Here is a 26,728-nt window from a genome sequence, read left to right on the forward strand (position 1 = left end):
ATTTGGCACGACTCTAGGAAAGGCAAGCTCGCAGTGCAACCTTTAAGGCAAAAAGCCTGAGAATCAGGCGTGCCGGGCAAATTCTGGCCGAAATTATTCGCCCTCGACCTCGAGCAGGGCTTCGGCGGCCTGGACAATATTTCGGTTGATCGGGCGCGCCATAAAGACCTCGCGCGCCTGGGCGTCGGGAAATTCGTCGCGCAGCAAAATCACGTGGTCATAAGCGCGGCGCAAAACCTCTTTTCGCTCCTCTTCTCGCCCCTTAACCCCCCGCAAAAGCTCGGCGTGGGTATAGCGAATCGCGCCGTCGCCGTAGCTCGTGGCGTCGTCGAGCAGCGCCACCGCGGCGGTCGATCGCGCAAGGCTCTCCTCCCGCGCCCCGAGGCGGTCAAGCGCGCGCGCCATCACCGACGAGGCCGCCGCGACGCCCCAGGTCATCCCCGCGCTATTGCTGCGCTCCAGCGCGTCCTGCGCCTGCACCAGTGCGATACGCGCGTCTTCTTCGTCTGCGCCGTGGGTTGCCCGCTCCAGGTGCACCTCGGCGAGCACGAGCGTCGCCAGGGTCGCCAGATAGACGTTGGGGATCGAATCGGCGATGCGCAGCGCCTCCATCACGGTCTCCTCGGCCTTATCCAGGGCGCCGCGCTCCAGATAACACCGACCGAGCGAGGTCTGGCCGTCGGCGATCTTGCGACCCATGCCGGCCTTCTCGGCCAAATAGATGGCCCGACGAATCGTCTTAATCGCCTCGTCCAGGCGCCCCATATGCAGATAAGAATCGCCGAGGTTGACCAGCGCGCTGGCCTCATCGTTGCGATGGCCCAGGCGGCGGCATTGCTCGAGCGCGCGCTCATAGCGAATCACGGCCTGGCTGAACTTACCGGCATGCGCCAGCGCCACACCGGTGTTGATCAGCAGCATACGCTGCTGCTTCCCGAAGTCACCGGCCTCGGCGTATTCCAACGCCTTCTCATAGGCCGCGAACGCCTCGCGCTGGCGCCCCGCCTGGCGCAGCATCACCCCGCGCATATTATAGCAAGTCGCCAACCCGGAGAGCGCCTCCTCGTCGAGGCTCTCCGAGAAGATCTCAATCGCGCGGTCGACCAACTCATGGGCACACTCGGGATTTCCGGCGCTCATATGAATCGGAATCTCGATCAAATAACTCGCCGCCAGCGTGCGCTTTTGCGTCTGTGGGTCGGCGTCGGCCGCGATCTCACGGGCGCGCTCGAAACTTGCGCGCGCCGTCGAGAACTCACCCTCGTCGAAATAACACCGCGCCTCGCGCAGCATGACTTCGATTTGCTCCGAGCGCGTCCCCACCCTCATCACAAGCTCGCGCAGCTCGCGCAGCGCCTCGTGACGAACCTCGACCTCGCCCAACTCGGCCAGCGCCTTTTCGCGCAATAATAACACCTGCAGGGTCGCCTCTTCGTCGTCGCCCGACAGCGCGATAATTCGTTCGCAGATACGCAGGCACTCGGCGGCGCCGCGGTGATTAAACGCATTCTCGGCCGCGATTCGATAGTATTGCACCGCGCGCTCGGTCTCGTCGGCGCTGGCAAAATGCCCGGCGATGATCGCGTTCTCGGCGCCAACTTGCTCGGCCCCGGTGCCCGCGACCTGCCGCTCCACCAGGTGCTCGGCGATCCGCAGGTGCAACTCCCTGGCGCGCTCGGGCACCAGGCTGCGCGAGGCGACCTCGCGGGTCAGCGCGTTGCTAAATTGGTATAGGCGCGCCTCCGGGGGCGTCGCGGCCGGGTCGTAGGTCTGGCTATTGCCGCGCCCGGGGGTGTCGGCGCGCTCCAATAGTTGCAGCTCGACCAGGTCATCGAGGGTCTCACGGGCGTCGTGCTCCACCACCAACTCCGCCTGTAGAGCCGAAAACGGCGCCCCGAGCAGCGCAACCTGCTGCAATACAATCTTCGGCCCGAGGTCCAGCCGGTCGATGCGCGCCCCGAGCAACCCCTCCACGCTGGCCGGCAGCCAATGGGGATTCTCATCGCTCAGCAGCAGGCTATTGACGGCCTGGGCGTCGTTGATGAGGTTTCGCCCGTGCAATACCTCGATGACCTCCTTGATAAACAGCGGATTGCCACCGGCGCGCCGCTGAATCTCGTCGACCAGGCGCTCATCAAACTCCCCGCGCACCCCGAGCAGACTCGTAATCAGCTCGCGCGCCGCGCTCGACCCGAGCTCGCTGAGCTCCTCGCGCTGCAGATACCTCGCCCCAAGAAACGCCTTCCACGCCGGGGTTTGCGTATTGGTTTGCGACAGGTCCGCGGTGAAGAGCAAATACGTCGGCGCGTCGTGGCGTGCGTTGAGAAACGAGGCGGTAAACTCGAGGGTCGACTCGTCCAGATTATGCACATCGTCGATGGCAACCACGACCGGCTTTCGCCGGGCGTAGCGCTGCCAAAGCCGCATCATGGACAGATATTTGCGCGCCCGGCGCTCCTCGCTATCGAGCGCGCTAAACGCACTATCGGTAAAGCGCAGGTTGAGGATCGCGCCGAGGGAGTGGAGCATCAAATCGCGCTCGGTCTGGTCGTCCTCCGGAAAGAACGCGTCGAGGCGCACGCGCAGGGTATCGCGCAACTGGCGAAGATCATCCGACGAGCCAAGCTGCAACATATTGCGCAACATATTCGCCATCGCCCCCAGCGGCACGTCGCGCTCCAGCGGGGTGATGACGCCGCGCACAATCTCAACGTCGCGCGAGGCCAAGCCGTTCAAAAACTCCTCGACCAGGGTCGACTTGCCGATGCCCTGCTCGCCGGTGATCAGCACGCCGATGGCGCGGTCACGGGTGCGAGATTCCCGGTAGAGATCGCGCAGCATGCCAAGGCGTAATTCGCGGCCATGGAACGCGCGATAGCTCTTGCGCAACTCCTGGAGCTGCGCCTCCTGGCTCTTATGCCCGAGCAAGCGATAGGCCTGTGTCGGGGCCTTGCCGTCGACGGACACCGCGTCCACGGCCTCGCAATCATATTTGCGCAACACCCGACGGTAGACCTGCTTGCCGATCAGGGTCTCGCGCGCCATCGCAGCCTGCGACAGCCGAGTACCGCGGTCCTCGGTGTCCGAATAAAACGACCATTTATAGGCCGAAGCGATCTTGGTATTTCGCTCAACAAACGCCTCGCCAACGCTGACGCCGATGGCCAACTGGAGCGGACTATCCAGGCTAAAGCTCAACCCGGCGAGGGCCTCGTGTAAATCCATGGCGATGCGCACCGCCCGCTCGGCGTCATTCTCGCTGGAGACCGGCACGCCCAGCACGATGACAAAACTCCTTTCATTGAAGCGATCGACGATCGCGCCGTTCTTAAACGCGATGGACTCCACGATCCGGCGGTAGTCCTGCAGCAGCTTATCCCAGCGCGCCCCCCCCGCGTGCCCGGCGCCCATCTCCACCACGCCGACCGCCTCGGCGACCAGCACGACGACTTCCTTAAGTTCGCGTGTCACCGTCGAGACCACCGTGCGGTCCGTGGAGCTTATCTCGCGGGTCGACGCCTTGGAGAAGAGGTCGTCAATCGGCGTGCTCTGCATTGACAGACCCGCGCGCGCCGCGTGGGCGGTTTGGGTCTGCTCGTTGGAGGGGCCGGTGATGACGTCGGTGACCGCGGTGTGGCTGGTCGCCCCGCTGCGCAGAGCCCCCGCCGGCGAGGCCTCAAGCATCGACGTCACATGCCCGGACAGGGTCAGCGCGTCGTGAATCTCGCCGAGCGAATAGAGGACCCGGGTCAACTCCACCTGAAACTCACGCGCCGACGCCGGACGCTGGTCGGGGTCGACCGCCAGAACCCGATAGAGCAGGCGCTCAAGCGCCTCAGGAACCTGCGAATTGAGCGTGGCGATATCGGGGACAACCGCCGACTTCACCAGGCTCATCGTCTCCTGTGAAGTCGCCCCGCGAAACAGTCGGCGCCCGCAGATCAGCTCAAAGAGCACCGTCCCCAGGCTAAAGAGGTCGCTGCGCGCGTCGACCGGCTCGGCGCTGGCCTGCTCGGGGCTCATATAGCTGAACTTCCCCTTGAGCACCGCCGGCTGCTCGTTGACCTCACTGGTCGCCTTGGCGATCCCGAAGTCGACAATCTTCACCGTCCCATCGACCGACACAAGGATATTCTGCGGGCTGATGTCTCGGTGAACGATCCCCAACTCCTTGCCGTATTCGTCCAGGCGACTGTGGGCATAATGAAGCCCTTTGGCGACCTCCGAGACGATATAGACCGCCTCGCCAATCGACAGCGGCGCCTCGGCCCGCTCGCACAGCGTGATCACCTCGGAGAGGTCGAGCCCGTCGACGAACTCCATGGCAAGATAGAAGTCATCGTCGACCCTACCGAAGTCGTAGATCTGGACAATATTGGGATGGTTGAGCTGAACCGCGATCTTGGCTTCAGAGATGAACATCTCGATGAAATTCTTATTCTGAGCGTATTCCGACAAGATCCGCTTGATCACCAGCGTCTTATAGAGCCCCTCCGCGCCATAGCTGCGCGCGCGGTACACCTCGGCCATGCCGCCGGTACCAATGCGCTCGACCAATTCGTATTTACCGAATTTGGTCGTGCTAAAGGGCTGTTTTTCTACGCTTGATTTCACGTCTTCTCTGCGCCGCTACAAAACCGGCGAACTCTAAGGATTCACATCACTCGGCGACCAATCTAACTGCCGAAGCGCCTCATAAAGGACCACCGCGCACGCGTTGGACAGGTTCAAACTGCGGACCTTATCCGTCATCGGGATGCGCAACAGCCGGTCATCATATTGCTCAAGCACATCGTCGCCCAAACCCTTGGTCTCGCGCCCAAAGACCAGCACGGAGCCGGGCTCAAACGCCACATCTGTATAGGAGCGCGTCGTCTTCTTGGAGAAAAACCACAGCCGCTCTCGCCCGAATATCTGCTCAATCTCATCGAAATGGTCATGGACACATAATTTAACATTCGGCCAATAATCAAGCCCTGCGCGGCGCAGACGCTTATTATCGAGCTCGAACCCCAGCGGGCGCACCAGATGCAGCCAGACATCGGTGCCGGCGCACAGCCGGCCAATATTGCCCGTATTCCCCGGTATTTCGGGCTGAAAGAGGACAATATGCAAGTCGGTGTCGGCCGGCGTACCCCAGCGTGCCTGAGGTTGCTGAATTACAAAACCTTCGCGTTTCTCGTTCGTCAAATTACTCCCACTTATCATACGCCTTGTATCAACAATATGATTCCGGAAAATAGTTCATATACCATCGCCGCGCTATATTATAGGCCCGGCGGGTCATCGCGGCGCTTAAACGCCGGCCCATGGTCGCCAAATCACGCGTTAAACAAGAGGTCGTAGCGTGACATTATTTCCATTCTACTTCATAACTTTTGGCGCGAAAAAGCTTCTTCGCACCCCAACCCTTTTCTGATGAGCTACCCGATGCACGACACGCCCTATTCAACCGCCGCTGAGACCATGATACGCGACGCCCACTGCTTCTACGAGCACGGCTGGCTGCTGGGAACCAGCGGCAATCTCTCGGTGCGCCTGGACGATACGAACTTCCTGATTACCGCCAGCGGGCGCGACAAGGGTCGGCTCACGCCGGATGACTTCCTGGCGCGCGAGATCGCGCGGCCGGGCGAGCGCGGGGCGAACTCAAGCGCCTACCCAACCGACCCGTCGCTTAAACCCTCGGCCGAGGAGTGCATCCACCAGGCCATCTACGCCCGGGTCCCCGGCGTGGGCGCGGTCTATCACGTACACGAACCCTATTCGGCCTTCTGCAGCGAGCGCGACGCCAACCTGGGCTCGACCCGCATGTCCAGCGCCGAGATGATCAAAGGGCTCGGCATCTGGGAGGCCAACCCGCGGGTGCGCATCCCCATCTTCGCCAACCACGCCGACGTCCCCGCCATCGCCGCCGAGGTCGACGCGCATTTAAGTGACCCTGCAAATCATAAAATCCCCGGCGTAAATATCCGCAACCACGGATATTACGCCTGGGGATCTACGCCCTTTGAGGCCAAGCGCCACGTCGAAACCTTCGCCTATCTATTTCGCTATAGCTGGGAGTTAGGCAACGGCGCCTGAGCTGGCGCCGTTGCCCCGGGAGCTTAGCCGCGCTCGTCGAGCAGCAGCTTGGCGATGGTCTGCAATTGCATATTGGTCGTGCCCTCGTAGATGGACCCGATTTTGGCGTCGCGGAAGAATTTCTCGGCGCCAAACTCCTTGGTGAAGCCGACGCCGCCGTGGAATTCCACGCATTTGGAGGCGACGCGCTCGGCCACCTGGCTCGAGATCAACTTCGCCATGGCGGCCGCTTTGGTGAAGTCTTCGCCGGCATCTTTGATGCGCGCGGCGTTATAGACCATCAGGCGGGCGGCCTCGATCTCGGAGGCGAGCTGAGCGTATTGGAATTGCAGGCCCTGGAAGTGCGCGATCGGTTTCCCGAATTGCTCGCGCTCCATCATATAATTCATCGCCAGGTCGAAGGCGCCCTGGGCCAGCCCGATCATCTGCGCGCCGATGCCGATGCGCCCCTCATTGAGCGTCTCGATGGCGACCTTATAGCCCTTGCCGATCTCGCCGAGCACATTCTCTTTGGGGACGATGCAGTTTTCCATGATGAGCTCGACGGTCGAGGACGCGCGGATGCCGAGCTTGTCCTCTTTTTTGCCGACCGAGAATCCCTCGAAGTCGCGCTCCACCAAAAAGGCGGTAATCCCGCGATACCCCGCCTCGGGGTTCACGTTCGCCAGCACGATATACAGGCTCGCCTCTTTGCCATTGGTGATCCATAACTTGTTGCCGTTGAGCTTCCAATGGTCGCCGCAATCCTCGGCCTTGGTGGCCAGCGCGAAGGCGTCGGAGCCGCTGCCCGGCTCGCTTAGCGCGTAGGCGCCGACCCACTCGCTGCACATCTTGGGGAAGTATTTTTTCTTCTGGTCTTCGTTGCCCCAGCGCAAGATCGCGTTGTTGACCAGCGTATTCTGCACGTCGATGACCACCGACACGCTCGGATCGACCTTGGCCAACTCCTCAACGGCGAGGATCGCGTTGAAGAAGGAACTGCCGGCGCCGCCGTACTCTTCGGGGACTTCGATGCCCATCAACCCAAGCTCAAACGCCTGGTCAAGGATCGCCTTATCCATCACCTGGTCGTGGTCCATCTTCTGCACGCGCGGGGCGACTTCTTTACGGGCAAAAGTCGCGACCGCGTCGCGGAACATTTTTTCTTCTTCGCTAAGTTTGGTCAGGGCCGGGTGGGTTGCGTTCGTCATGGGAGCTGCTCCGTCACTTGAGAATGGCCGCAGTGGGCCGTCAATGAATACCGGTTCATTTGCCATGAACCCGCCATCGATGCAATACAATGCTCTAAATTCTCGGCGAATCCCTCGGCTTTTTGGCCCCAACGGGTTATACACCTGATTCGAGAAAAACTGGCCGCTGGATTCGCTCTCCGCAGGGAATGTTACGTCCTTGACAATCGTTCTATGCGTGCCTATATCAGGGCAGCAGCCTAATTAGAACAATTCTAAATTAGGCCAAACGCTTGATATAGAATTTAACAATTGGCCACATCACCAACCGCGCATCCTTCAATTTTGAAACCGCGCGATCCCCCAAACCGGAGACTCACATATGAGCATCATGGTCGGACAAAAAGCTCCTGAATTCACCACTTCTGCACTTGTCGGTCGCGACATCACCGAGATCAGCCTGTCTGATTATAGCGGCAAATGGGTCGTGCTGTTCTTCTACCCGATGGACTTCACCTTTGTGTGCCCCACCGAGCTGGTCGATTTCAATAACCATATCGACGAATTCGAAGACCGCGACGCGGTCCTTCTGGGCGGCAGCACCGACACCGCCTACAGCCATCTTGGCTGGGTGAAGAGCCACGAAGACCTCGGCGACCTGAAGTACCCGCTGTTCGCCGACGTCTCCAAGCAGATGGCCCTGGACTACGGCATCCTGCACCCCGAAGACGCGGTGGCCCTTCGCGGCACGTTCATCATCGACCCGGAAGGCAACCTTCGCTGGGTCAACGTCAACGACCTGAACGTCGGCCGAAGCGTGCAGGAGACCCTGCGCGTGCTCGACGCCCTGCAGACCGATGAGCTCTGCGCCTGTGGCCGCGAAGTCGGCGGCGCCACGCTCGAGCTTTAATACGCTGCACCTCGAGTAACCCTAGCCCCTTCGCTCCTGACTCCGAACTTATTTTGGCGCGAGCGCAAGGGGCCTTTCATATCCATCCTTTCGGGAGAAAAGCATGCATTGGTTAGCCCCTATTTCCGACGAAGAAATGAGCGACGCTCAGGCCAAAGTCTTTACGCGCGCGCTGTCGAAATTCGAAGTGCCCGAGGGCGAAGACGCGCCGACGTGGATCCGCGTCATGCTCAACAGCCCCGAATACCTCAAAGACGTCTATATGAACGTCAGCCAGCACCTCTTCAAAGAGACCTCGATCAAGGTCGGCACCAAGGCCGTGCTGGCCGCCGTGGCAGCCTCGCACGCCGGCAATAAAGAGCTCGCCGAGTTCTTCGCCGCGCGCGCGCTCGCCGAGGGCGCCAGCATGGAGCAGATCTACGAGGGCATGGGCATCGCCGCGACCAGCACCTCGTTTAACTTCTATTATAAATTTCGCTCACTCTCCCAAACCGACGAATTCGAGGGCCACAAACCCAGCCTTCGCGCGACCCTGTTTCAGCGCCCGTCGCTCGGAAAAGCCTTCGCCGAATTGGTCAACCTGATGATCTCGACGGCCAACGGCTGCGCGAGCTGTGTCTCCGGGCATATCACGGAGGCCGAACAACACGACGTCAGCAAAGATCAGATCGATGAGGTCATTCGCATCGGCGCCATCGTCCAGTCCATGGCGATGTTTTTGCGCACCCACGAAGCATGACGCCGAGCCCGTCGCGCGCGCCCATTGACGGACGCGCGCGACCACTCAGCCTCGCGCCGACAAGCCCTGTCTCAGGGCTTGTCGGCGATTTTTTTTGCCGCACGCAGCATCTCGGTCGCCCGCTCAACCACAGCGGGGCGCTGCGCCTCGATCGCCGCAGCGAGCGTGGCGGCGGCCTTAGCGCTCATCGCCTCGCCACCCGCGATCTCATCGGTGCCGGCAAGGCTTGCGTCCAGGCGCAACGCCACGCGCTGGACCATCTCGTGCTCGCCCTCACTGGCGATGATCTGGACCTCAAAATACGCGCACTCAGACCCGTCGCCTGCGTCCAGGCACACGGACTCGGCCGGTTGCGCCTCAGACGACTGGGCATTTCGCACCGTAAACGCGACGACCTCGGGCAGCTCATTTGCGTCGGCGTCCTGGGCAGCGACCACTCCGGCCAACGCGGTATATTCGGGATGATAAACCTCGGAGATCGAACTCCACAGGACCCGCTCGCTCAAAATTCGCCACTGCCCGTCTTCGCCGCGATGCATATGCCGAAGCCCACCGCGCTGGGCGCCCGAGGACTCGTTTGAATAGCCCAGGATAAACTGGGCGCCCTCAACGTCGAGCTGCGGCGCCTCCATCAAGGCGTTGCCGTCGAAGGCCGCCAGGGCTTTGCCGACGAGATTGCAGCTCACCACCAGGTGCGCCCCGCTCGGATCGCTCCAGCGCACGCCGCGCACCTCGCGCGAGCGAAAATACGCCCGGTCCTCGGGGCCCAAACGCTCGCTGAGCCCGCCTACGGTATCTAACTCAAAGGTCCACATCTCCCCGCTGCCCTGTCGATCCGGGTAATCTGCGGCCATCCACGCGTAGACCACCGGCGTGTCGTCATGGCAGGGGTGGCCTTCGGGCAACGCGTCGGCCCCGCTGAACCACTCCATTTGACGCGAATCCGCCTCGCTGGAGGCTTCTTGCGGCGCGCTCGCCGCGCGCACCTCAGAGACCGGGGTAGCCGGGTCCACGGCAACAGACTCGGGCGCCTGACTCGCGCAACCCACCACCATCGCAGACGCGGCCACAAAAGAGTGAAGCAAAAAACGACGCGGCCGGCCTTTTGAAAGTCCAAGCGAACACGCACCATGGATCAAAAACATAATTTTCCGATTTAAGATAAAAAACAATATGTTCGCCGCCGACATCATCGCGGCGGCGGCAAGCGAAAAAATGAGTGCGGCTCATAGCGACTTGTAGGCATCGCAGCAACCATCGTTGTCTGGCCAAATATTTATCTGGCGAAATCCCGTGGTGGCCTGCTCGGCCAGGATGCGCGCCCCAAACCGAGCCCTCTTGCGCCCCTGTTCAGACCTATGACGGTTTCACGGGGCCTCGGCGAGTTTTTTGGCGTCGCGCAGCGTCGCCCTGGCCTGCTCAAGGGCCGCATCGCGGTGCGTCTCGAGCGCCGCTTTAAGCGTGTCAAACGCGTCGTCACCCATCGTCCCAGGGCGCACAAACTCGCCCACGCTCACCATCGCGCCATCCACGCGCAGCACCACCCGTTGCGCCAAGATCTCGCCGCCCTGGCGGGCGCTGAGAATAACCTCGAACACCCGACATCGCGAGAGATGATTCTCGGCCGGGCAAATAGCTTTGGCGTTGGGCTCATCGGCGCCCCTGGTATCGCGAAGCGTAAACGCGACCAGCTCGGGCTGGCCGTTCTGGTCCGCGTCTTCGACGCCCACCAACTCCGCGCGCGCCACATAATGCGGCTCGTTACTCTCGTCATTATTTCGCCACAGCACCGTCAGATCCAGGGTATCCCACTCCCCATCCTTTCGGCGGCGCATCTGGCGCAGGTCGCCACGCTCCACGTCATTGATCTCTCCGATATAATCGACAAGATATTGCGCGCGGTCGGCCGAAACCTCATCGCCATTGTCCAACAATATCCCCGTAAATTCGCGGATTCCTCCGCCGCTCAAATTGCAGGTCGCCACGAGGTGCTCACCGTCGGCATCGTGCCACCGCACGCCCCGCACCGAGAGCGAATCAACGCCCACATCCGCTGCTTCACCCTCCCGCAGCGCCCCCAGTGTAGTCCATTCAAGCGTCGGCCCATTATCATCCGCAGAGTCTCCCTTCAGGGGAGCCTTTAATCGCCACTCAACCACCACGGCGGAGGCATGACAGGGGTGAGATTCGGGCAGGTCAGCCGGGTCGCTAAACCAGGTCACGCCCGCAGAGTCGTCCGTGCGCGAACCCTGGGGCCCCGCCGCAGTTTTCTGGGTTTGAGGCTGGGCGTGCGACCCGGTGGGCCGAGTCATCTCATCTTTTGCGCTGGCGTCGCTCGGCTGATTCGAACAACCGCTCGACACGCCACATATGGTAATAAGGCCAGCCACGAGCAGTCGCGTCGCCCAGAGTTCTGGCTGAAGAATTTCAATGAATCGCGCGTGAGAAATCATGCCCCGTCTTCCTTCGGTTCGGGAATTGAATGAGAGATTTAATAACATACCAACAAATCGAGGTTCGATGAACACCCCACAGACACCCTATCATGGGGACTTAACTGTCCTGCCAGAAGTTCGTTTTTGGATGTCGCTTTCGCGTCCTGTGGCCGAGATCAGCCGGTAGAGCGCATCGTAGGAAAATTGGCGCATCTTCGTGTCCGCACCTTCATGTCCGCGCCGCCGACGCCGAGTCTGCATGGCGGCTCTTAGCCGGTTCCTCAGCCGAGAAGCTCGAGGAGTGGCCGCCCTGCTCAAGCCGACCATCATTGAGCCCGCGCGCGCTTCCGGGTATAAAAACCGCGACATTCCATTCCGTCCGCCTGTAACGACAGTGAGACCAATTTATGAGCGATATATATTCTGATCTTGGCGATAAACGCGTTCCCATCGGCGTCATCGGAGGCAGCGGCCTCTATCAGATGGAGGGCATCGACGTCATTGAGACCGTCGAAATCGACACACCCTTTGGCCCCCCGAGCGCCCCGATCACCATCGCCAACGTCGGCGGCAGACGCGTCGCGTTTTTGCCGCGCCACGGGCTTCACCACGAGCATGTCGCCTCAAATGTGCCGTACCGCGCCAATATCTGGGCGCTCAAAAAACTCGGCGTCTTCTGGTGCATCGCGGTCAACGCGGTGGGCTCCCTGGCCGAGGAGGTCGTGCCCGGCGAGCATTTCGTGATCCCGGATCAGACCATCGACAAGACCTATTCGCGCCACCACACCCTCTATGATGACGTCACGGTGCACGTGGGCTTAAGCTACCCCTTCCACCCGATGCTGCGCCAGACGCTGCTTGAGGCCTGCCGCGCCGAGGGCATTGAGACCCACGACGGCTCGACCCTTATCTGCATGGAGGGCCCGGCGTTCAGCACCCGCGCGGAGTCCGAGCTCCACCGAAGCTGGGGCGCCAAGCTCGTCGGCATGACCTCGATGCCCGAGGCCAGACTCGCCCGCGAGGCCGAGATTTGCTACGCCTGCATCGCCCTGCCGACCGACTACGACGTGTGGCGAGATGCCGAAGAAGTCGACGTCAGTGACGTCATGCAGAATATGAAACGAAACCTTTCTCGGGTTCACGGCGTCTTACAGAGGGTGATCCCGAGCATCGACCTGGAACGCGAAGCAGAGTGCGACGCGGGGCGTGCGCTTGAATACGCAATCATGACCCACCCCAGCGCGATTTCGGAATCAACCCTTGAGCAGTTTCGTTTAACCATTGGCAAATATATTTCGCATGACGACAGTGCGGATTAACTTGTCTGCGCTTAATTCTACGTCTGATACCCCCGTTTAGGTGAGTTGATCGATGAAACATACATGCAACGATGCGCTGAAACATCTCGTCGACTATCTGGAGGGCGAGCTTGACCCCGAGGCGAGCCAGGAACTTGAGTCTCACCTGACCGCTTGCCCGCCCTGCGTGAGGTTCCTCGACACCTATAAAACCACCGGGAAGGTCTGTCGAAAGGCCCTCGAGCGCGAGATGCCCGACGAGATGAAGCAGTCCCTGCGCGCTTTTTTGCGCGATAAGCTCGCCGATAACTCCTAAACACGACCCTCCAGCCGCGCCCGTTTGCCGGGCGCGTCTTGATTTCACGCGTGGGAGTCGTGTAGGACACCTTGGTGTGTCGCCGACGGAGCGCCCCCGCATATTTCAACAAAGATAATGAGAGAATACCGTGGCTGATAATTCTAAATATACCGGTTATTTCCAGGCACTTCTCTGGGGATGCACCTCGTGTGGCAACGTCCTCGAGGGCGGCCAGCCGAAGATGGAATGTGATTTTTGCGAAGCCTTCAAATCCGCATATATCGACATCCCCCAGGACCTTGAGCGCGCCGTGCGCGAGGAATTCCCCGATCTTCCTCCCAAGCATATTAAATGCCGCGAGCGCCGCCTTGAGTTGATGAAGGCCGGCAACGCCCAGCGCACCGCGCGGGTCGCAGGTCGCGTGCTCCCCACCCAATCAGGCAATAATATTGACCCCACCGAGTTTGACCTCTGAGAACTCCCATCGCGCGGGCGCTGAGCGCCCGCTAGCCGAGAAAATGCGCCCGCGAACTCTCAACGAGTTTGTCGGGCAATCGCATCTTCTTGGGCCGCGAAAATTTCTGGCCAACGCCCTCAAAGGCCAGAAGCTGCCGAGCCTGATCCTATGGGGCCCGCCCGGCTCCGGCAAAACCACCCTTGCCCGGCTGCTCGCCGAGCAAGTCGGGGCCGAGTTGATCTCGTTGTCGGCGGTGCTAAGCGGCGTCAAAGATATTCGCGCCGCCATCGCGCGGGTCAAACGCGCCGGCCCGCTCTTCGCAAAGACGACGATCCTCTTCGTCGACGAGATCCACCGCTTCAATAAATCTCAGCAAGACGCCCTGCTGCCGCATGTCGAGCGCGGCACCATCACCCTCATCGGCGCGACCACCGAGAACCCGAGCTTCGAGGTCAACTCCGCGCTGCTCTCGCGCTGCAAGATTCTGGTGCTCGAAGCCCTCGACGACAGCTCGATTCGCGACATCGTCACGAACGCCCTTGACGATCAAACCCGCGGCCTCGGCGACCTGGAGCTCACGCTGACCGAACAGGCATCAAACGCCATCGTCAGCGCCGCCTCCGGCGACGCGCGCGTCGCGCTCAACACCCTGGAGACCGCCGCCCGCGCGGTCGCCGCCGACGACCGCGACGCCATCCGCCACAAGGACGTCGAGGAGGCCATGCAGCGCCGCGTCATCCTCTACGACAAGTCCGGCGAGCAGCATTATAATACCGTCAGCGCCTTCATTAAGAGCATGCGCGGCAGCGACCCGGACGCCGCCCTCTATTATATGAACCGCATGCTCGAGGGCGGCGAAGACCCGCTATTTATCTTCCGGCGCATCCTGATCTTTGCCAGCGAAGACATCGGCAACGCCGACCCGCAGGCCCTCCAAATTGCGCTGACGTGCATGCAGGCATTCCAGGCCATGGGCCTGCCCGAAGGCGTGCTCCCGATGACCCAGGCCGTCACCTATCTGGCCTGCGCGCCGAAATCCAACGCGGTCATCGTCGCCTACGGAAAGTCGCGCCAGGACGCCCTCAACCACGGTAACCTGCCGGTCCCGCTTCATATCCTAAACGCCCCGACCGCCCTGCAGAAAAAGCTCGGCCACGGGCGCGGCTATAAATATCCCCATAATTTCGAGGGCAATTACGTCCACGAAGAATACCTCCCCGAGCCGTTGCGCGGCCGGCGCTATTATGAACCCAGCGAGAACGGCGCCGAGGCAAAGATCGCCCAGCGCCTGCGAGAAATGCGCGCACAAACAGACCCGCAAGACCCCGGCGAGAGCTGAGAGCTTACTCCCACAACCACAGCCGCAGGCCGCCGCTCAGGCTGAACCCACCGCTTAGCCGCCCCCGCAGCACCAGGTCGAGCCGATTCGTGCTGCGATAGAGAAATTCCAGCGACGCCATCCCAAGCCCGGGACGCGCGGTCTGCAGGAAGTCCCCCTGCCGATACTCATAGGCGAGGCGCGCGTTGAGGCGCTCGGTAAGGTTGAAGTGCAGGAAGGTCTCGACGGGAATATAGCTCACCTCAATGGCGTGCTTAAGCTCGGGCCCCGAGGGAATCGGAAAGGCGTACCAGTGGCGCCCGTAGCCAATCGAGGCCCCGATGGCGACCCTTCGAAGTTGGCTTACCCAGTGGCCGAGCTCGAACGACACCCCGGCGCGCACTTGCCCGCTGAGCCGACGAAACCCGCCGATGCCCCCGAAATTCAGCCACTCACCGTCCACCTCGGCGAAGACATAATCATGGGTAAACGGCCCCTGCCAGGGACGCCCGCCCAGGGTCGCCCCGTAGACGGAGGTCTCCAGCGAGATCTCCTGGTCGGTTCGGCCCCCGAAATAAAACGTCCCAAAATCGACGGTGGTACCCGCGCTGAGCAGTTGTAAGGAGCCCGCGCTGAGCTCCTCGAGCCCCAGATAACGATAGTCTGCGGCGACCGAGATTCCTCGGGCGCGCCGGGTATTCTCGGCGATGCCGATTTGGGAGTTCTGGGCGGTGCCAATGACGTCGAGAATATAGGACAACCCAAAGAGCCCGAGGCCGGCGTAGAGCGCGGGCCCGGCGTAGACCTGGGAGGCGGGGGAATCATCGGAGAGCCAGCGCCACAAAAATGCGCTGCCCATCAGGCCGACCGAGACCCCCTCGGCCACCAGAAGATAGAGCGCGGTGGTGGGCTCGTCGACGTACCAATGCCCGGCGCCGTGGACCAGGAGGCCGGCGGTGGCCGCCAGAAAAATCGCGGCCGATCGCGACTCTTCCTCTGCCTGGTCGCCGAAGATAAACCCCGCCTCCTTCGCCTCCTCGAGGCTCATCTCCTCGAGCGGCTTTTCGTCAATCTCGCGCACTTCGCCCTGGCGCTCGCGGGCTTCGGCCTCTTGAGACTCACGGACCTCTCGGGTCCGAAAGAGCTCATCCTCCTCGGCTTCTTTGGTCTTGGACTTTTGGGCGGGCTGCTTCGCTTGATTTTTTGCACCGGTAGGCGCGGACGCGTCCCCTGGCTGGGCAAAGCTGGGGAGGCTTGTGGCGAGCACAGAGCCCGCCATTATGAGCGCAATTATCCACCTCATGGGGCGAGTGTTCTCGGCACGACAGCAGCGTCATCGGACGGGGCTTCTTCGGGCTCGGCCGCTTCTTCTTTATGCGCGGTTTCGGCGCGATATGGGAGCGCGACAAAACCTTCGGCGCTCGGCGTCACGAAGCGAAGCGCCCGCTGGGACTCACCGCCCTCGCCCATATAGGACTCGCCGGTGACGCCGCGGTAGGTCGCGCTGCTCACAAGGGCGTCGCGAATCGCGACCGAGCGGCGCATGCCGCGCTCGAGCATCAGCGCGCGCAACCAGCTCACCGTGTCGAAGCTAAACGCCTCGAAATTACTCGGTGAGCGCTGGTAAATCGCCTCGAAGCGCGCGACGAACTCCCGGGTTTCATGCTGTGGGAGCGCCGACGAGAACCAGATAGGAATCACCGCCCCCTCGACATAATTAGACGCCTGACGCCACAAAATCGGGTCTTCCCAGAGGCTCGTCCCCAGGTAATGCACCTGCATCCTGCGCGACTTCTTGGAAGCCTTCTGGGTTGACGGGATGCCCCAGATATTGGCGTTGGCGAAGAACGCGCTCAGCTCGGCGACCTTCTCGGCGGAGTCGGGGACGAAGACCGCCTCGGCGCCGGATTTGGCCAGGCGGGTGGCGGCGTTGGAGAAGTCCGATTTCGAGCGGTCATAGTCGATCTCGGCGACGATCTGGCCGCCCAGTCGGCGGAACTCTTCGGCGAAAGCCTTGCCGGTCACCCGACCGTACCCGACGTCCGGAAAAACGACCGCCGCCTTGCGGTCTTGGAGTTGCTCGAAGGCGATGCGCGCGGATGCGCGCGCCTCGGCGGCGGCGTCGATGAAGTTGCGAAAGACGTAGGAATTCGCGTCGGCGTCGCTCACATCCGCCGCGGGCGCAACGCGCACCGATTCGGTGGTCAACGTGATGAGCGGGATCTGGTGGGTGTCGGCGAGCGGCGCAAATTTCTGGGCGCGCTTAACGTCCAACGGCCCCACGACGGCGAGCACTTTTTGCTGTTTTAGACGCTCGAAGACCGCCTCGGGATTTGCCTGAGAGTCCTCAAATACCAGCGTGACCTCGGGGGCCGATGAATGATGAAACGCGCTCATCGACACCAGCGCCCCGGCCATCGCGCGCTGGCCAATCGACTGATAAGGCCCGCTCATCGGCAGCAAAAACCCAATCGCCAGGCGCTTGGGCCCGCCCACCGCGGCCAGGCGCTGCGAGAGCTCTGCGGCGCGCGACATCGCGCCGATCGACACCAGGTCGGGCGCGATCTGGTTGAAGAGATCCTCCAGGCCGGCGCGCTCCTTCTCCGCCACGTCGGCGTCGAGGGACTGCTCCAAAATCCGCCAGCCCGCCAGAGCGCGCAAAAAAGGCGTCTTCGAGCTTAGGTAGTCCTGCAGCGCGAGGTCTTCTGCGTTTTGCTCCACGATCGAAAACGCCCGCTGGCGCGCCAACGCCTGAAGGCTATGAAGAAACGCGACGCGTTTTTTATCCTCGGGGGCGAGGGCCTGAAGTTGGGCCTGGGCGCCGTCGAGGCTGTCGTCCCCGAGCGCGTTTGTATTGGTGTTTGAGGTGTAGTTTGCCTCGACGTCGGCCGCCTCCTGATACAGGCGCGCGGCGGCGTCCAGGGCGGCGTCGCTGCGCTTTGCACGCCACAGACTCTCGAGCAAAAGGCTGCGCACCGCGAGGCGGTCCTGGGCCAAAACAATATTACTCAGGGATGCGCTCGGGTAGCTCGACAGCGCGTCCAATGCCTTGTCGGTGTCGCCGCGAAGCGCCATCTCAAGAGCATAATAGGCAGCGGCGCCGAAGCGAATGCGCTTGTCGACCGTGGCGCTTTCGGCGAGTGAGCCAAGGATCTGGGCGACCTCAGCGGAGCGTTGATAGGCGGCGGTTGCTTCGGGTGAAAATGAAGTCTGCGGGTCAACTTCGCCCATCGACGCGCGGGCGACATAGACCTCGGCGAGCGTGGCAATCGGGTCCTCAGAATACTCCGCCTGAACCAGGCGAAACGCCTCGCGCGCAGGCGCGTACTCGCCCGCGCTAAGCAACGCCATCGCGGCGTCAAAGCGCTTCTGAGCCTCTTCGTTTTGCGCCGCGATCGGCGCGGTCTCCTCCAACTCCTCGGCGCGCGGCGCGGGCGTGGATTTACACGCGCTCAGGCTGATCAGCCCGAGCAATAGACATAGAAACGCCCCGCGCAGCCTGCGCGCAGTTCCAGCCCGCCTTTGGCCCGGAGTGATCGACATCGGAGACACAGATTTTGAATGCAATACGCCCATGAAAAACTCGTTTAATACTCAATAAATGCGACGCGCCAGGACATCCGAGGGAAGACGCGACTCAGCCGCCTCGCCTGGCAGTATAGGCGAGTTCCGGCGGGTCGCAATAACTTCGTCTTTTATGGGCTAAGTCGCGCCCGCGCGGGACTCTGCGAGGCCCGCGCGCTCGCCGGTCAGCTTATCCCAGGGAGTCGGCCCAGCGGGTCTTTCGCAGCTCTTCGACGTGACGCGCGCGGCGAAACGCGCGCTGCTCCTCGCTCAAACGCGGATCGTCCGGGTCGACCTCGCCGAGATTAAAGACCATGCACTTCGGCCCGCCGCCGCCCTTTCCGAAAAACTCGTTGACGTTGACCCCCACGACCTGGATCCCCTCGCCCTCGATGCGCGCGCGCAACTTCGCGTCGATCGCCGACGGAGTGTAGAGAAAGCGGCCCTTCTCGGTCTCCACGTAAAATGAATTGCCGATGAAATCGACGGCGTCGGCGTCGCTCATCTCGATGAGGCGCTCCGAAAATTCTTCGCGCAATTTCTCAACAGACTCATCGTCAAGCCCACCGGTCCACGCCAGCAGCGGGCCGCCGAGGTCGCAGAGCAAGCAATCACCGTGATAATATTTGGGGTTCGTCAATTTCAGACGCGTCATCGGCGCGCCAACGATCTCATCTTCGAGCCAGTCGGCGACCGGCGCATCGCTGCGAAATCCCCAGGTGAAGAGCCACCGCAGCGCGTCCCCTCTCCCCACCGGAAACGCATCGGCCTCGCCCTCAAAGAGCATCGACGCGGGATAATCTTTCACCGAGAATCCGAACTTCTCCATGAAATCGGAAAATAATTTCGCCTCACCCACGCGATGCGCGGCGGTGAAATGGCTGGGATAAAATTCCTTATCACCCGGCGCATCTTGGCCGAGGCGATTGGTCAAAAACCCCGCGTTCGCGGCGAAGACCATGCCGGTCAGCTCGGGCGTGGCGTCGATGATATAGACGTCGACGCCCCCTGCCAAAAGCGCGTCGATATAGGCGTGCCACTGCGGCCAGGCGCGCGCAATATCCACGGTTTTTAAGGAATTATCGGGCAGACGCGTGTGCGGGTTGGCCCCGCCCTTGATGGCAAAATGGCGAGGATCTGTCATTAATACGGCGGGCTTCATATGGAGGCTCCCTTAATTTTGGTCGTTTAGGTACGCACGCAAACTGATGCTCCCGCTTACCCCGAAATCCGCAGCCTGCAAAGGTTTTTGCGCTCCGGCGGGATTGGCGCTGCTGGAATTTTGGGTTCAAATTCCAGGATTCACTAGATATTTGACGGTTTTAGTATCAATATTCGACTTGCGCTCGCGCGCATGATCTCGCAGACTTCTTTTGCGCTATAAAACCACTTATTCAGGAAGAAAAATGGACGCTATTAGCATCGAAGACTTGGTGGGTGCCGGTTTTGACCGCGAGAACTGGCCTGAAGACGCCGCCGAGCCCGGAAGCGAGAATATCCGGGGTCGCGCGCTCGAAGGAAAGCAAGAGCTGTATCGCTACCAGATTAGCGACGGCGAGCAGGCGTACGCGATGGAAGTCGTGCTCGACCGCTCGACGGTGATGGACCCGGCCGAGGGCGTGACGTTTATGGTCAATCAATTCGCCTATTTATGGCGAACCGATAAGTCCAAGATCGTCTGCGCCCCCGACGGCGCCTGCCGGCGCATCCATTTCTAAGAAAATCGAAAGCGGCGCGCCGCGCCGCTTTCGAAGCTTCAAACGCTCAGGGGCGCACTTCAAAAGTGGCTTCGGCTTTCGGGTCGACCGCGCCGTTCACCACGGCGCGCGCCTTGAGCCGCCAATGCCCGCCTTCCTGGGTGAAGACCGCGTCCTCGGGAATATATAAGACAATCGGAATGACGAATTCGTAATTGGCCGGCAACTCGATCTCCTGGGCGACCTCGGCGGTCTTGGAGAACTCCTGCCATTTACCGTCGCGCTGCACCTGACCTTCCAGGCTGATCGCCACGAAGTCGACGGTGCGCATTTTGTCGGGACACAAGAGCGTCGCGCGCGCTTCGAGTTCGTCGCCCGGCTTAATATGTTCCTTGCCTAAGTCCAGGCGCAGCGACAACTCGCCGCCCGTGACAGAATTAAGCCTTCCGGTCAGAAATTTGAGGGTTTGACTGAGTTTAATCTTGGTCATGAGAAAGACTTGAGCTCGTAGAATCGCGCTAGAAATTTTATCGAAACACAACAGATAATTGAATATCAATACACGCGCTGATTGTGAAGCAAATCGACTCAGCTTTCAAACATCAGAATGACCCTTGGTATAATTAACTTGGGCGTCTTCTCAGTCGCTGCTAAGCTGAACGAGAACCATCGAGCACCCAACTCCTGAGGACACCCTCCGATGACCCCGCGCAAACGTCTTATCATCATCGCTTCGGCTGCCCTGCTGGGGCTGATCGCGCTATTCGCCGCCCTGAAACCGTGGACCGATAAGGCCCCGGAAGCCGCCAATTCGGTCGCGATATATGATGACGCTCTGGTAATGGACCTCCCGCTCACGGCATGGTCAGCGGACGAGGAAGCACGACGAAACGAGATCGAGGTGGATGCCGAGCGCGGACCGATACTACAGGTCGGTGATGCTGATCCGCTCCTACTCACGCCCACGCACCCGGCGCTCAAATTGTCGAATTGGCGCGTAATCAGCGACGATTCGATAACCCAGGTGGTCTCAGATGGCATGTGGAACGACGCACCGGCCGTCGCGCGATGGCACTTCACCGCGCATAATCCCCAGGCGTATTTTTCCCTTAAAATATCTAAATTCCCGGTCAATCAACTCCGCCAGAATATCGCGCTAAAGCTGCCCTTTCCGGAGGGCGCGCTTCAGCTGCCCTCCCCTGCAAAGGGAGTCGAGGCCCAGGCCGCAATTTGGGCGGATGACCTCGGGCTGGAACGCCTCTCTGTGTCGAATTGGAGCGGCGACGCGTTTCAGGTTGCCGGGCAAATCCCCAACTCCGAGGAGGCCCGCGAGCTCCTGCTGAGCCTGTGGCCGGCCTCCGCGCATCTCGAGTCCGAGACATGCGCGGATACGTTGGTGCTCGACTTAGAGATGAACTTTATGCTCACAATTGGGGCCGCCACACCGGCCTCCGTCTGGCCCTATGCCGACGGCTCTTTGGCGGCGCTGACGCCGATTTTCGGCCTCCCCGCGGAGCATAGCGACCCACAGATCGCCGAGGCCGCCGCGCCCGACGCCCGCCGATGGCTTCTGCGCGCGCATACCCTCGTCTATGGTCACTCCGATCCGAGCGACCCACGCTATGGCAATGGCGGATTGCTCGGCTACGACCTCGGCGCGACCATCATTGTCCCCGCGGCCTTCGGCGAAGACCCGGCGATTCAAGATTTCGCCCAAAAGCTCGACCAGACGCGCGTCGAGCTCGCCCCGGCCTTCGACCCGACAAAGCCCGGCGACGCCTATCAGGGGAGCAGCCACGTCCTGCGCAATACCGACTGCGCCCAATTGTCAGCCCTGGCCGAGCGCCGGATTCCCGCCGCGATTATCACGCAGAGCGCGCCGGATGAAGCCGCCAAACGCCCGGTCCACCAGGGCCCGGCAAATTGGCCGCTGGTGGTCCTACCCGAGGGGTTTGACGGGCGCCTCCAATCCCTTCGCCTCAAGGGATTCGACCCAAGCGCGCTCGGCCCGTTGCTCGAAGCCCACCAAACCCGCGTCTTCTCGGCCCCCTTCGTCGCCACGCGAAACCCGCTGATCGGAGCGGCCCATGAAAGCCTGCTTCACCCCGAGCGCGGTGGCCATTGGACCGTGAGCACCCGACTGGGCGGCGTGATGGCGAACCTTGAATTATGGCGAGAAGAATCGCCTATAATGGTGTCGAGCGTGGCCGAGATGGCCCAGCATCGCGCGTCCATTCAACAGGTTAAGACCTGGTGGCGAGGGCCCCAGCAACTTCAGATTCTAAACCCGATGGAATCGACCATTCAGGGCTTTACGCTGGCGATTGAGGGAGAATGGGAAGCGAGCGCCAAGGGCAGCGAGGGTCGCCTGAGCCGGCGCGTGATCACCGGGGGCAAAGGTCGATTGAACCAGCCGACGACCTTAATTTGGTGGGATCTAAAACCGGGCTTAGAGCAAATCGACATCAACCCGAGCATCACGGCGGCGCGCGCGCAGGCGAAACCTGGCGCGCCCGCCACGGTGAGGTGGGAAATCACGGCGCCCTGACTCAGCGAGGGCGCCTCCGGGTCCCGATCGATTAGTGGTCGTGATGGTCACAATCATCGGTGTGAACATGACCGTGGGCGAGCTCGTCCGGGTCGGCCTCTCGCACTTCTACGACCTCGCCGCGGTACCCGATCTTCTTGCCGGCCAGAGGCGCATTCCCGTCGATAAGAACTTCCTTCTCACCCACTTCTTTAATTCGAAAGAGCTGCCCCTCATCGTCGTCCTCAGCCTCCTGAGGCACGAGCTCGATAATCATATCGACCTCAAGCTCAAAATCATCCGGGAACTCATCACGACTCACCGTCTGAGCAAGCTTCGGATTATACTCGCCGTAGGCATCTTCGGGTTCGAACTCGACATCAAAGGTGTCCCCGACAGCGCAGCCCTCAAGGACCCGCTCCATGCCCGGGATGATATTCTCAAAGCCGTGCAGGTAATAAAAGATATCGTCCTCATCCCGCCGATGAAGTTCTTCATCGGTATTCACATCGCGAAGAATATAACGCAGTCCGACCACACGATTCGCTGCAACTTTCATGGTAACTCTCATCTATATTGTTTGAACGGCCGCTTCGTACGCCCGCTTGATTATAGGGCTTCGACGAGCGCGCGCACGCGCTCTGCTTCGTATCTTGAACGCGCGTCACATCGCGCCGACTCCAGACTTGCTAATTGCTGGCGAGCCTCTTCGAGATGACCGTCTCTATAGAGCAGTTCGGCGCGAATTGACAACACCTCACCTTCAACTTGAGGTAAGAGATTTAGCAACGCCTCTTGAATGGAATCGAGCACCTCCAGATGTACAGCGAGATCGGCGTCATCCTTATTCCCGATTTTACCCGCGGAGCCGACGGTCGGGTCGAAGCGAAGCGCCCCCAGGACCTCAACCCATTGGGTACGCGGGAGGCTCTTGCCCTTCCAATTTGCTCGACCGAGCGCGGTCTCGAATGCGCCACGGTCGCCCTCACGAAGCGCCAACTCGGCGCGACACGCCTCGAGCTCACGCCGCGCCGATGCGGGTCGAAGTTGGCCCGCGACTTCGTCGAACGCCCGGTGGCATCGCACCAGGTTCTCCTCGCGAAGCGCGACCTCCATGCGCCAGCGCGCCAACTCCAGGCGCGCCCTCCCGCGCTTTGGCGGGGAGTCCGCCTTCGCCAACAGTTCGCGCGCGCGCTCGTAATCACCGCGCCACACGAACGCCCGCGCCAGCGCGATTCGGTTGCCGAGCGCCTCCCCGCGACTGCGCATCAAGGAGTGGGTCAGGCGCGGCTCGCAATAGGCGATGGCCTCCTCGACTTTGCCACGGCGCAAAAACCATAGCCCCAACTGGGCGCGCAAAAAGAGATAGCTCAACAGGAGCACGTAGGGGATGGCGACCAGGAAGACGGCGCGGGGCACAAAAAACTCGGCCCACTCCTCCCAGCCGGGCTGAAACGCGAGGAACGCCCCGGCCAAGAACGCCAACGAGACCGCCAACCCCAGCGAGCCGAGAAATGATATAAATAGTGGGTATAGACGTGTGGACATTTGAACCAATATCAGCGGGAGCGATGAGCCAGGCAACGCAATGAATCGATGCGGAATATATCGAGTTTAGCCCGGCGGGTGAAGGCTGCTACCGGCCTGCAAACACACCCCCTGTGATACCGCACGGGTGGAGCAGAAGGCGTGCTTATGGGTTGATCTCGCGCGAACACCGGCGTAGGAGTAATGCCACGTTTCTATCCTGGCCCAAAGCCCCGAGCGCGAGAATATTATGTCTGATCAACCCGGAAAGACTCTCGACGATTTGATCGTTCGTTTTGAAGATATCGAGGCGGCTCGAAATCGCATCGCCGGATCGATTGATATTACGCCTTGTTATAAGAGCGAGAACCTCAGCCAACGCAGCTCGAGCAAGGTCTACCTTAAGCTCGACAATCTCCAGCGCACCGGGAGTTTTAAGGAGCGCGGGGCGGCGAATATGCTGATGTCGCTCTCGCAGAGCGAGCGGGAGCGCGGCGTCATCGCCTCGTCGGCGGGGAATCACGCCCAGGCGATCGCCTTGCACGGGACCAAGCTCGGCATCGACACAAAGATCGTCATGCCGGAGGGCACGCCCCTGGTGAAGGTCAGCCGCACGCGGGCGTTTGGTGGGAAGGTCGTGCTTCACGGCGCCAATTACGATGAGGCCTACCTTAAGGCGACCGAAATCGCGGCCGAGGAAGACCGCTGCTTCGTACACGCCTTCGACGACCCGGCGATCATCGCCGGCCAGGGAACACTCGGCCTGGAGTTGCTGGAGCAGAATCCCTATATCGAAGTTGTGGTGGTGCCGGTCGGCGGTGGCGGCCTGATCTCAGGTGTCGCGGCAGCGCTCAAAGAAACCAACCCGCGCATCCGCGTCATCGGCGTCGAACCCGATGTCCTGCCATCGATGCGCGACGCCATCGCCGCAGACGGCCCGGTCGAAGTCCCGGCCGCCCAGACGCTCGCCGACGGCATCGCGGTGCGCAAGGTGGGCCGCTATACCCACGCCAACGCCGCGCGCTATGTCGACGAGATCGTCAGCGTGAGCGAGGAAGAGATCGCCAATGCGATCCTGGTGTGCCTGGAGGAAGAGAAGTTTATGGTCGAGGGTGCAGGCGCGGCGGCGGTGGCCGCGCTCCTGGCCGGCAAGCTCCCCAATATCGCCGGGCGACGGGTTTGCCTGGTTATCAGCGGCGGCAATATCGACGTGAACGTCATTTCGCGCATCATCGAGCGAGGCCTGGTCGCGGCCGGACGCCTCGTGCAACTTAAATTGCGCATGGAAGACGTCCCGGGGCGCCTCGCCGATCTGCTCGCCCTGCTGGCTAAAAGCCGCGCGAACGTCCTGCAGGTATCGCATAACCGCACCTTCATGGAGGCGTCGCCGCTCGGCAAGACCGACGTCGAACTCACCCTGGAGACCCGCGGCCCCGAGCATATCGCCGAGATTCGGGCGCTGCTGGATAAGAAGGGTTATGTGAGCCTGTCCCACCTGAATCTTCGAGGCGTTTAATCGTCTCCCTGCACGATAGAAAACAAGAGCATAAAAGGTCGCCGGGCAATTGCCCGGCGACCTTTTTTCTCCAATGACTCACGTCAATATCTACTCTGCAGGGCTAAACCGTTCGAAATCCCGCCGGAGTCCGTCGCGCAGGCTCACCCAGGGAGTTTTGCTGGCGTAGGTGCGGGCATTACCGACGGTGAAGATGGGCAGCTTTCGCCCCGCCTCAAAACCGTCTTTGAGCAAGGCATTGCCGCGCGCGCTGAGCTTATATTTAAACTGCGTCAGCGGGTCGGCCCCATCAGCACCATCATTTTTCTCGACGATGATATAGGGCTCCTCGCCCTTCTTCGCCTTGCTCCAAACATGCAGGCGCGCCAAGACAACCAACTCTCCAAGATACTCGTATTTATCCAGGATATCGTCGTCGATCACGTCTTCCGCGGAGCGAAACTCGGTGTCGCTTAGCTTCGCGAAGAGGTCCGCGTCGAACTCCGACAAATGCAAAGGTTGGACGCCCTCGGGAAGGCGGCGGCGCCCGCCCAGGTCGGTCGCCTGCGGGAAGAGAAAGGCGTAGTCCTGAATAAAGACAAAGAATTGAGGAAAGAACTTGCGCGTATGTCCCACAGACTTCGCCATCTGGCGCGGCGACACCGTGGCAAAGGTCTCCCAGAGGTTGGCGGCGGTGTCGATATAAATCGGCTCCGGATAGAAGAGTTCGTCGAATACCGCCTCGAAATCCTCCTCCTCAAGCTGGCTAAGATTTGCGTAACGCGCCTCATCGGGATTATCCGAGGGCAACAAGATCTGAGCCTCTGCGATGCTGATTCGATCGTGGGCAATACCTTCTTCGAGCAGAGCGCTGCAGGCAAACCACAAGAAGAGCCGGTCCTCAAAGGTCGGCGTCGTCCAAATCACGAAACGGCCGCCCTTGGCCGCGCGCCCCGCCGCCGACCCCAGCTGTTCGGTGGTCAGATACCCCTGCTCCAACGGGCGCATTAGCGCGTCGACGTGGCCCTTATTTGACTCCGAATCTCCGGGATAGAGCGAGCCATAGAGGTCGCGCAAATACTTCAAACGCTCCTTTCGATGGCGCTTGGAGTCCGAGGACACCGGCCCATGCGTGAGCAGATCAGGGAATGAAATCACCGACTGCGCGCCGAGTGACTCCAGAACACCGGCCGCAACGCTGGGGGCCAGA

General features: G+C 61.2%; 22 protein-coding genes (1 of these 22 cut by a window edge). 10 read left to right on the plus strand and 12 right to left on the minus strand.

The genetic code is table 11. The annotated features are described in order from the left end of the window. Window positions 1-93: 93 nt before the first annotated feature. Window positions 94-4,614 carry a serine/threonine-protein kinase gene (locus tag DN745_RS11585; protein ID WP_111335026.1) on the minus strand — a complete coding sequence of 1,507 codons (4,521 nt, stop codon included), beginning with the start codon at window positions 4,612-4,614 and terminating at the stop codon, window positions 94-96. 33 nt (window positions 4,615-4,647) lie between these two features. Further along, entirely contained in the window at window positions 4,648-5,115 is a 468-nt protein-coding gene (locus tag DN745_RS11590; RefSeq protein ID WP_420836588.1) for a tRNA (cytidine(34)-2'-O)-methyltransferase, read from the minus strand. A gap of 315 nt (window positions 5,116-5,430) precedes the next feature. On the opposite strand from DN745_RS11590, the gene mtnB reads away from it, so the two are divergent. Next, complete coding sequence (mtnB, locus tag DN745_RS11595; protein WP_162687626.1) at window positions 5,431-6,084, plus strand: methylthioribulose 1-phosphate dehydratase; 654 nt, start codon at window positions 5,431-5,433, stop codon at window positions 6,082-6,084. A 23-nt stretch (window positions 6,085-6,107) separates the two neighbouring features. Here the strand turns inward: mtnB and DN745_RS11600 are convergent, their stop codons facing one another. Further along, entirely contained in the window at window positions 6,108-7,274 is a 1,167-nt protein-coding gene (locus DN745_RS11600; protein ID WP_111335032.1) for an acyl-CoA dehydrogenase, read from the minus strand. Window positions 7,275-7,635: 361 nt separating this feature from the next. On the opposite strand from DN745_RS11600, the gene DN745_RS11605 reads away from it, so the two are divergent. Together DN745_RS11605 and DN745_RS11610 are read left to right on the plus strand one after the other, a co-directional pair. After that, the gene (locus DN745_RS11605) at window positions 7,636-8,163 is read left to right on the plus strand and encodes a peroxiredoxin (protein WP_111335034.1); all 528 of its coding nucleotides are present in this window, start codon (window positions 7,636-7,638) and stop codon (window positions 8,161-8,163) included. Window positions 8,164-8,266: 103 nt separating this feature from the next. Continuing rightward, window positions 8,267-8,902, plus strand: a complete 636-nt coding sequence (locus DN745_RS11610; RefSeq protein WP_111335036.1) for a carboxymuconolactone decarboxylase family protein — start codon at window positions 8,267-8,269, stop codon at window positions 8,900-8,902. A 71-nt stretch (window positions 8,903-8,973) separates the two neighbouring features. Here DN745_RS11610 and DN745_RS11615 read toward each other — a convergent pair whose 3' ends face one another. Then, complete coding sequence (locus tag DN745_RS11615) at window positions 8,974-9,987, minus strand: hypothetical protein (RefSeq protein WP_133622165.1); 1,014 nt, start codon at window positions 9,985-9,987, stop codon at window positions 8,974-8,976. A gap of 282 nt (window positions 9,988-10,269) precedes the next feature. Next, window positions 10,270-11,292, minus strand: coding sequence for a hypothetical protein (locus DN745_RS11620; RefSeq protein WP_133622166.1), 1,023 nt, complete (start codon window positions 11,290-11,292; stop codon window positions 10,270-10,272). Between the two features lie 452 nt (window positions 11,293-11,744). Here DN745_RS11620 and mtnP point away from each other — a divergent pair, with 452 nt between their 5' ends. From mtnP to DN745_RS11640, 4 genes are all read left to right on the plus strand, one after another. Continuing rightward, window positions 11,745-12,656, plus strand: a complete 912-nt coding sequence (mtnP, locus tag DN745_RS11625; RefSeq protein WP_111335042.1) for an S-methyl-5'-thioadenosine phosphorylase — start codon at window positions 11,745-11,747, stop codon at window positions 12,654-12,656. A gap of 52 nt (window positions 12,657-12,708) precedes the next feature. After that, window positions 12,709-12,951, plus strand: a complete 243-nt coding sequence (locus DN745_RS11630; protein WP_111335044.1) for an anti-sigma factor family protein — start codon at window positions 12,709-12,711, stop codon at window positions 12,949-12,951. 130 nt (window positions 12,952-13,081) lie between these two features. Next, window positions 13,082-13,408: a hypothetical protein gene (locus DN745_RS11635; RefSeq protein WP_111335045.1), complete on the plus strand. Its 327-nt coding sequence runs from the start codon at window positions 13,082-13,084 to the stop codon at window positions 13,406-13,408. Between the two features lie 43 nt (window positions 13,409-13,451). Continuing rightward, window positions 13,452-14,729, plus strand: coding sequence for a replication-associated recombination protein A (locus tag DN745_RS11640; protein WP_111337644.1), 1,278 nt, complete (start codon window positions 13,452-13,454; stop codon window positions 14,727-14,729). 4 nt (window positions 14,730-14,733) lie between these two features. Here DN745_RS11640 and DN745_RS11645 read toward each other — a convergent pair whose 3' ends face one another. The 3 genes from DN745_RS11645 to DN745_RS11655 all read right to left on the minus strand — a co-directional run bounded on the left by DN745_RS11645 (window position 14,734) and on the right by DN745_RS11655 (window position 19,434). Then, on the minus strand, window positions 14,734-15,975 hold the full coding sequence (locus tag DN745_RS11645; RefSeq protein WP_133622167.1) for a hypothetical protein: 1,242 nt from the start codon (window positions 15,973-15,975) through the stop codon (window positions 14,734-14,736). Window positions 15,976-16,007: 32 nt separating this feature from the next. Next, window positions 16,008-18,284, minus strand: a complete 2,277-nt coding sequence (locus DN745_RS11650) for a penicillin-binding protein activator (protein WP_111335049.1) — start codon at window positions 18,282-18,284, stop codon at window positions 16,008-16,010. Between the two features lie 178 nt (window positions 18,285-18,462). After that, window positions 18,463-19,434, minus strand: a complete 972-nt coding sequence (locus DN745_RS11655) for a dimethylarginine dimethylaminohydrolase family protein (RefSeq protein WP_111335051.1) — start codon at window positions 19,432-19,434, stop codon at window positions 18,463-18,465. A gap of 244 nt (window positions 19,435-19,678) precedes the next feature. On the opposite strand from DN745_RS11655, the gene DN745_RS11660 reads away from it, so the two are divergent. Further along, window positions 19,679-19,990 (plus strand): YecA/YgfB family protein, encoded by a 312-nt coding sequence (locus tag DN745_RS11660; RefSeq protein WP_111335053.1) that lies wholly within the window; start codon window positions 19,679-19,681, stop codon window positions 19,988-19,990. 46 nt (window positions 19,991-20,036) lie between these two features. Here DN745_RS11660 and DN745_RS11665 read toward each other — a convergent pair whose 3' ends face one another. Then, entirely contained in the window at window positions 20,037-20,459 is a 423-nt protein-coding gene (locus tag DN745_RS11665; RefSeq protein ID WP_111335055.1) for a sporulation protein, read from the minus strand. 210 nt (window positions 20,460-20,669) lie between these two features. Here DN745_RS11665 and DN745_RS11670 point away from each other — a divergent pair, with 210 nt between their 5' ends. Then, window positions 20,670-22,517 carry a hypothetical protein gene (locus DN745_RS11670; RefSeq protein ID WP_111335057.1) on the plus strand — a complete coding sequence of 616 codons (1,848 nt, stop codon included), beginning with the start codon at window positions 20,670-20,672 and terminating at the stop codon, window positions 22,515-22,517. A 31-nt stretch (window positions 22,518-22,548) separates the two neighbouring features. On the opposite strand, the gene DN745_RS11675 is transcribed toward DN745_RS11670, so the two are convergent. Both DN745_RS11675 and DN745_RS11680 read right to left on the minus strand, forming a co-directional pair. Continuing rightward, complete coding sequence (locus DN745_RS11675; protein ID WP_162687627.1) at window positions 22,549-23,055, minus strand: FKBP-type peptidyl-prolyl cis-trans isomerase; 507 nt, start codon at window positions 23,053-23,055, stop codon at window positions 22,549-22,551. Between the two features lie 50 nt (window positions 23,056-23,105). After that, complete coding sequence (locus tag DN745_RS11680; protein WP_133622168.1) at window positions 23,106-24,044, minus strand: tetratricopeptide repeat protein; 939 nt, start codon at window positions 24,042-24,044, stop codon at window positions 23,106-23,108. 265 nt (window positions 24,045-24,309) lie between these two features. On the opposite strand from DN745_RS11680, the gene ilvA reads away from it, so the two are divergent. Next, window positions 24,310-25,539: a threonine ammonia-lyase gene (gene ilvA / locus DN745_RS11685; RefSeq protein WP_111337646.1), complete on the plus strand. Its 1,230-nt coding sequence runs from the start codon at window positions 24,310-24,312 to the stop codon at window positions 25,537-25,539. A 90-nt stretch (window positions 25,540-25,629) separates the two neighbouring features. Here the strand turns inward: ilvA and DN745_RS11690 are convergent, their stop codons facing one another. Beyond that, window positions 25,630-26,728 carry the 3' portion of a DUF1835 domain-containing protein gene (locus tag DN745_RS11690; protein ID WP_111335063.1) on the minus strand. Its footprint extends 41 nt past the window's final position, so the window shows 1,099 of its 1,140 coding nt (coding positions 42-1,140); the start codon falls outside the window, past its right edge — the gene reads right to left on this strand; its stop codon occupies window positions 25,630-25,632.

The organism is Bradymonas sediminis, from assembly GCF_003258315.1.
GTDB classification, from domain to species: Bacteria; Myxococcota_A; Bradymonadia; order Bradymonadales; family Bradymonadaceae; genus Bradymonas; species Bradymonas sediminis.

What these genes read in the sequence shown, in the direction of transcription:
- mtnB (WP_162687626.1), top strand. Translation starts at nt 5,431, where the DNA reads ATGCACGACACGCCCTATTCAACCGCCGCTGAGACCATGATACGCGAC.
- DN745_RS11600 (WP_111335032.1), bottom strand. Translation starts at nt 7,274, where the DNA reads ATGACGAACGCAACCCACCCGGCCCTGACCAAACTTAGCGAAGAAGAA.
- DN745_RS11605 (WP_111335034.1), top strand. Translation starts at nt 7,636, where the DNA reads ATGAGCATCATGGTCGGACAAAAAGCTCCTGAATTCACCACTTCTGCA.
- DN745_RS11610 (WP_111335036.1), top strand. Translation starts at nt 8,267, where the DNA reads ATGCATTGGTTAGCCCCTATTTCCGACGAAGAAATGAGCGACGCTCAG.
- mtnP (WP_111335042.1), top strand. Translation starts at nt 11,745, where the DNA reads ATGAGCGATATATATTCTGATCTTGGCGATAAACGCGTTCCCATCGGC.
- DN745_RS11630 (WP_111335044.1), top strand. Translation starts at nt 12,709, where the DNA reads ATGAAACATACATGCAACGATGCGCTGAAACATCTCGTCGACTATCTG.
- DN745_RS11640 (WP_111337644.1), top strand. Translation starts at nt 13,452, where the DNA reads ATGCGCCCGCGAACTCTCAACGAGTTTGTCGGGCAATCGCATCTTCTT.
- DN745_RS11650 (WP_111335049.1), bottom strand. Translation starts at nt 18,284, where the DNA reads ATGGGCGTATTGCATTCAAAATCTGTGTCTCCGATGTCGATCACTCCG.
- DN745_RS11655 (WP_111335051.1), bottom strand. Translation starts at nt 19,434, where the DNA reads ATGAAGCCCGCCGTATTAATGACAGATCCTCGCCATTTTGCCATCAAG.
- DN745_RS11660 (WP_111335053.1), top strand. Translation starts at nt 19,679, where the DNA reads ATGGACGCTATTAGCATCGAAGACTTGGTGGGTGCCGGTTTTGACCGC.
- DN745_RS11665 (WP_111335055.1), bottom strand. Translation starts at nt 20,459, where the DNA reads ATGACCAAGATTAAACTCAGTCAAACCCTCAAATTTCTGACCGGAAGG.
- DN745_RS11670 (WP_111335057.1), top strand. Translation starts at nt 20,670, where the DNA reads ATGACCCCGCGCAAACGTCTTATCATCATCGCTTCGGCTGCCCTGCTG.
- DN745_RS11675 (WP_162687627.1), bottom strand. Translation starts at nt 23,055, where the DNA reads ATGAAAGTTGCAGCGAATCGTGTGGTCGGACTGCGTTATATTCTTCGC.
- DN745_RS11680 (WP_133622168.1), bottom strand. Translation starts at nt 24,044, where the DNA reads ATGTCCACACGTCTATACCCACTATTTATATCATTTCTCGGCTCGCTG.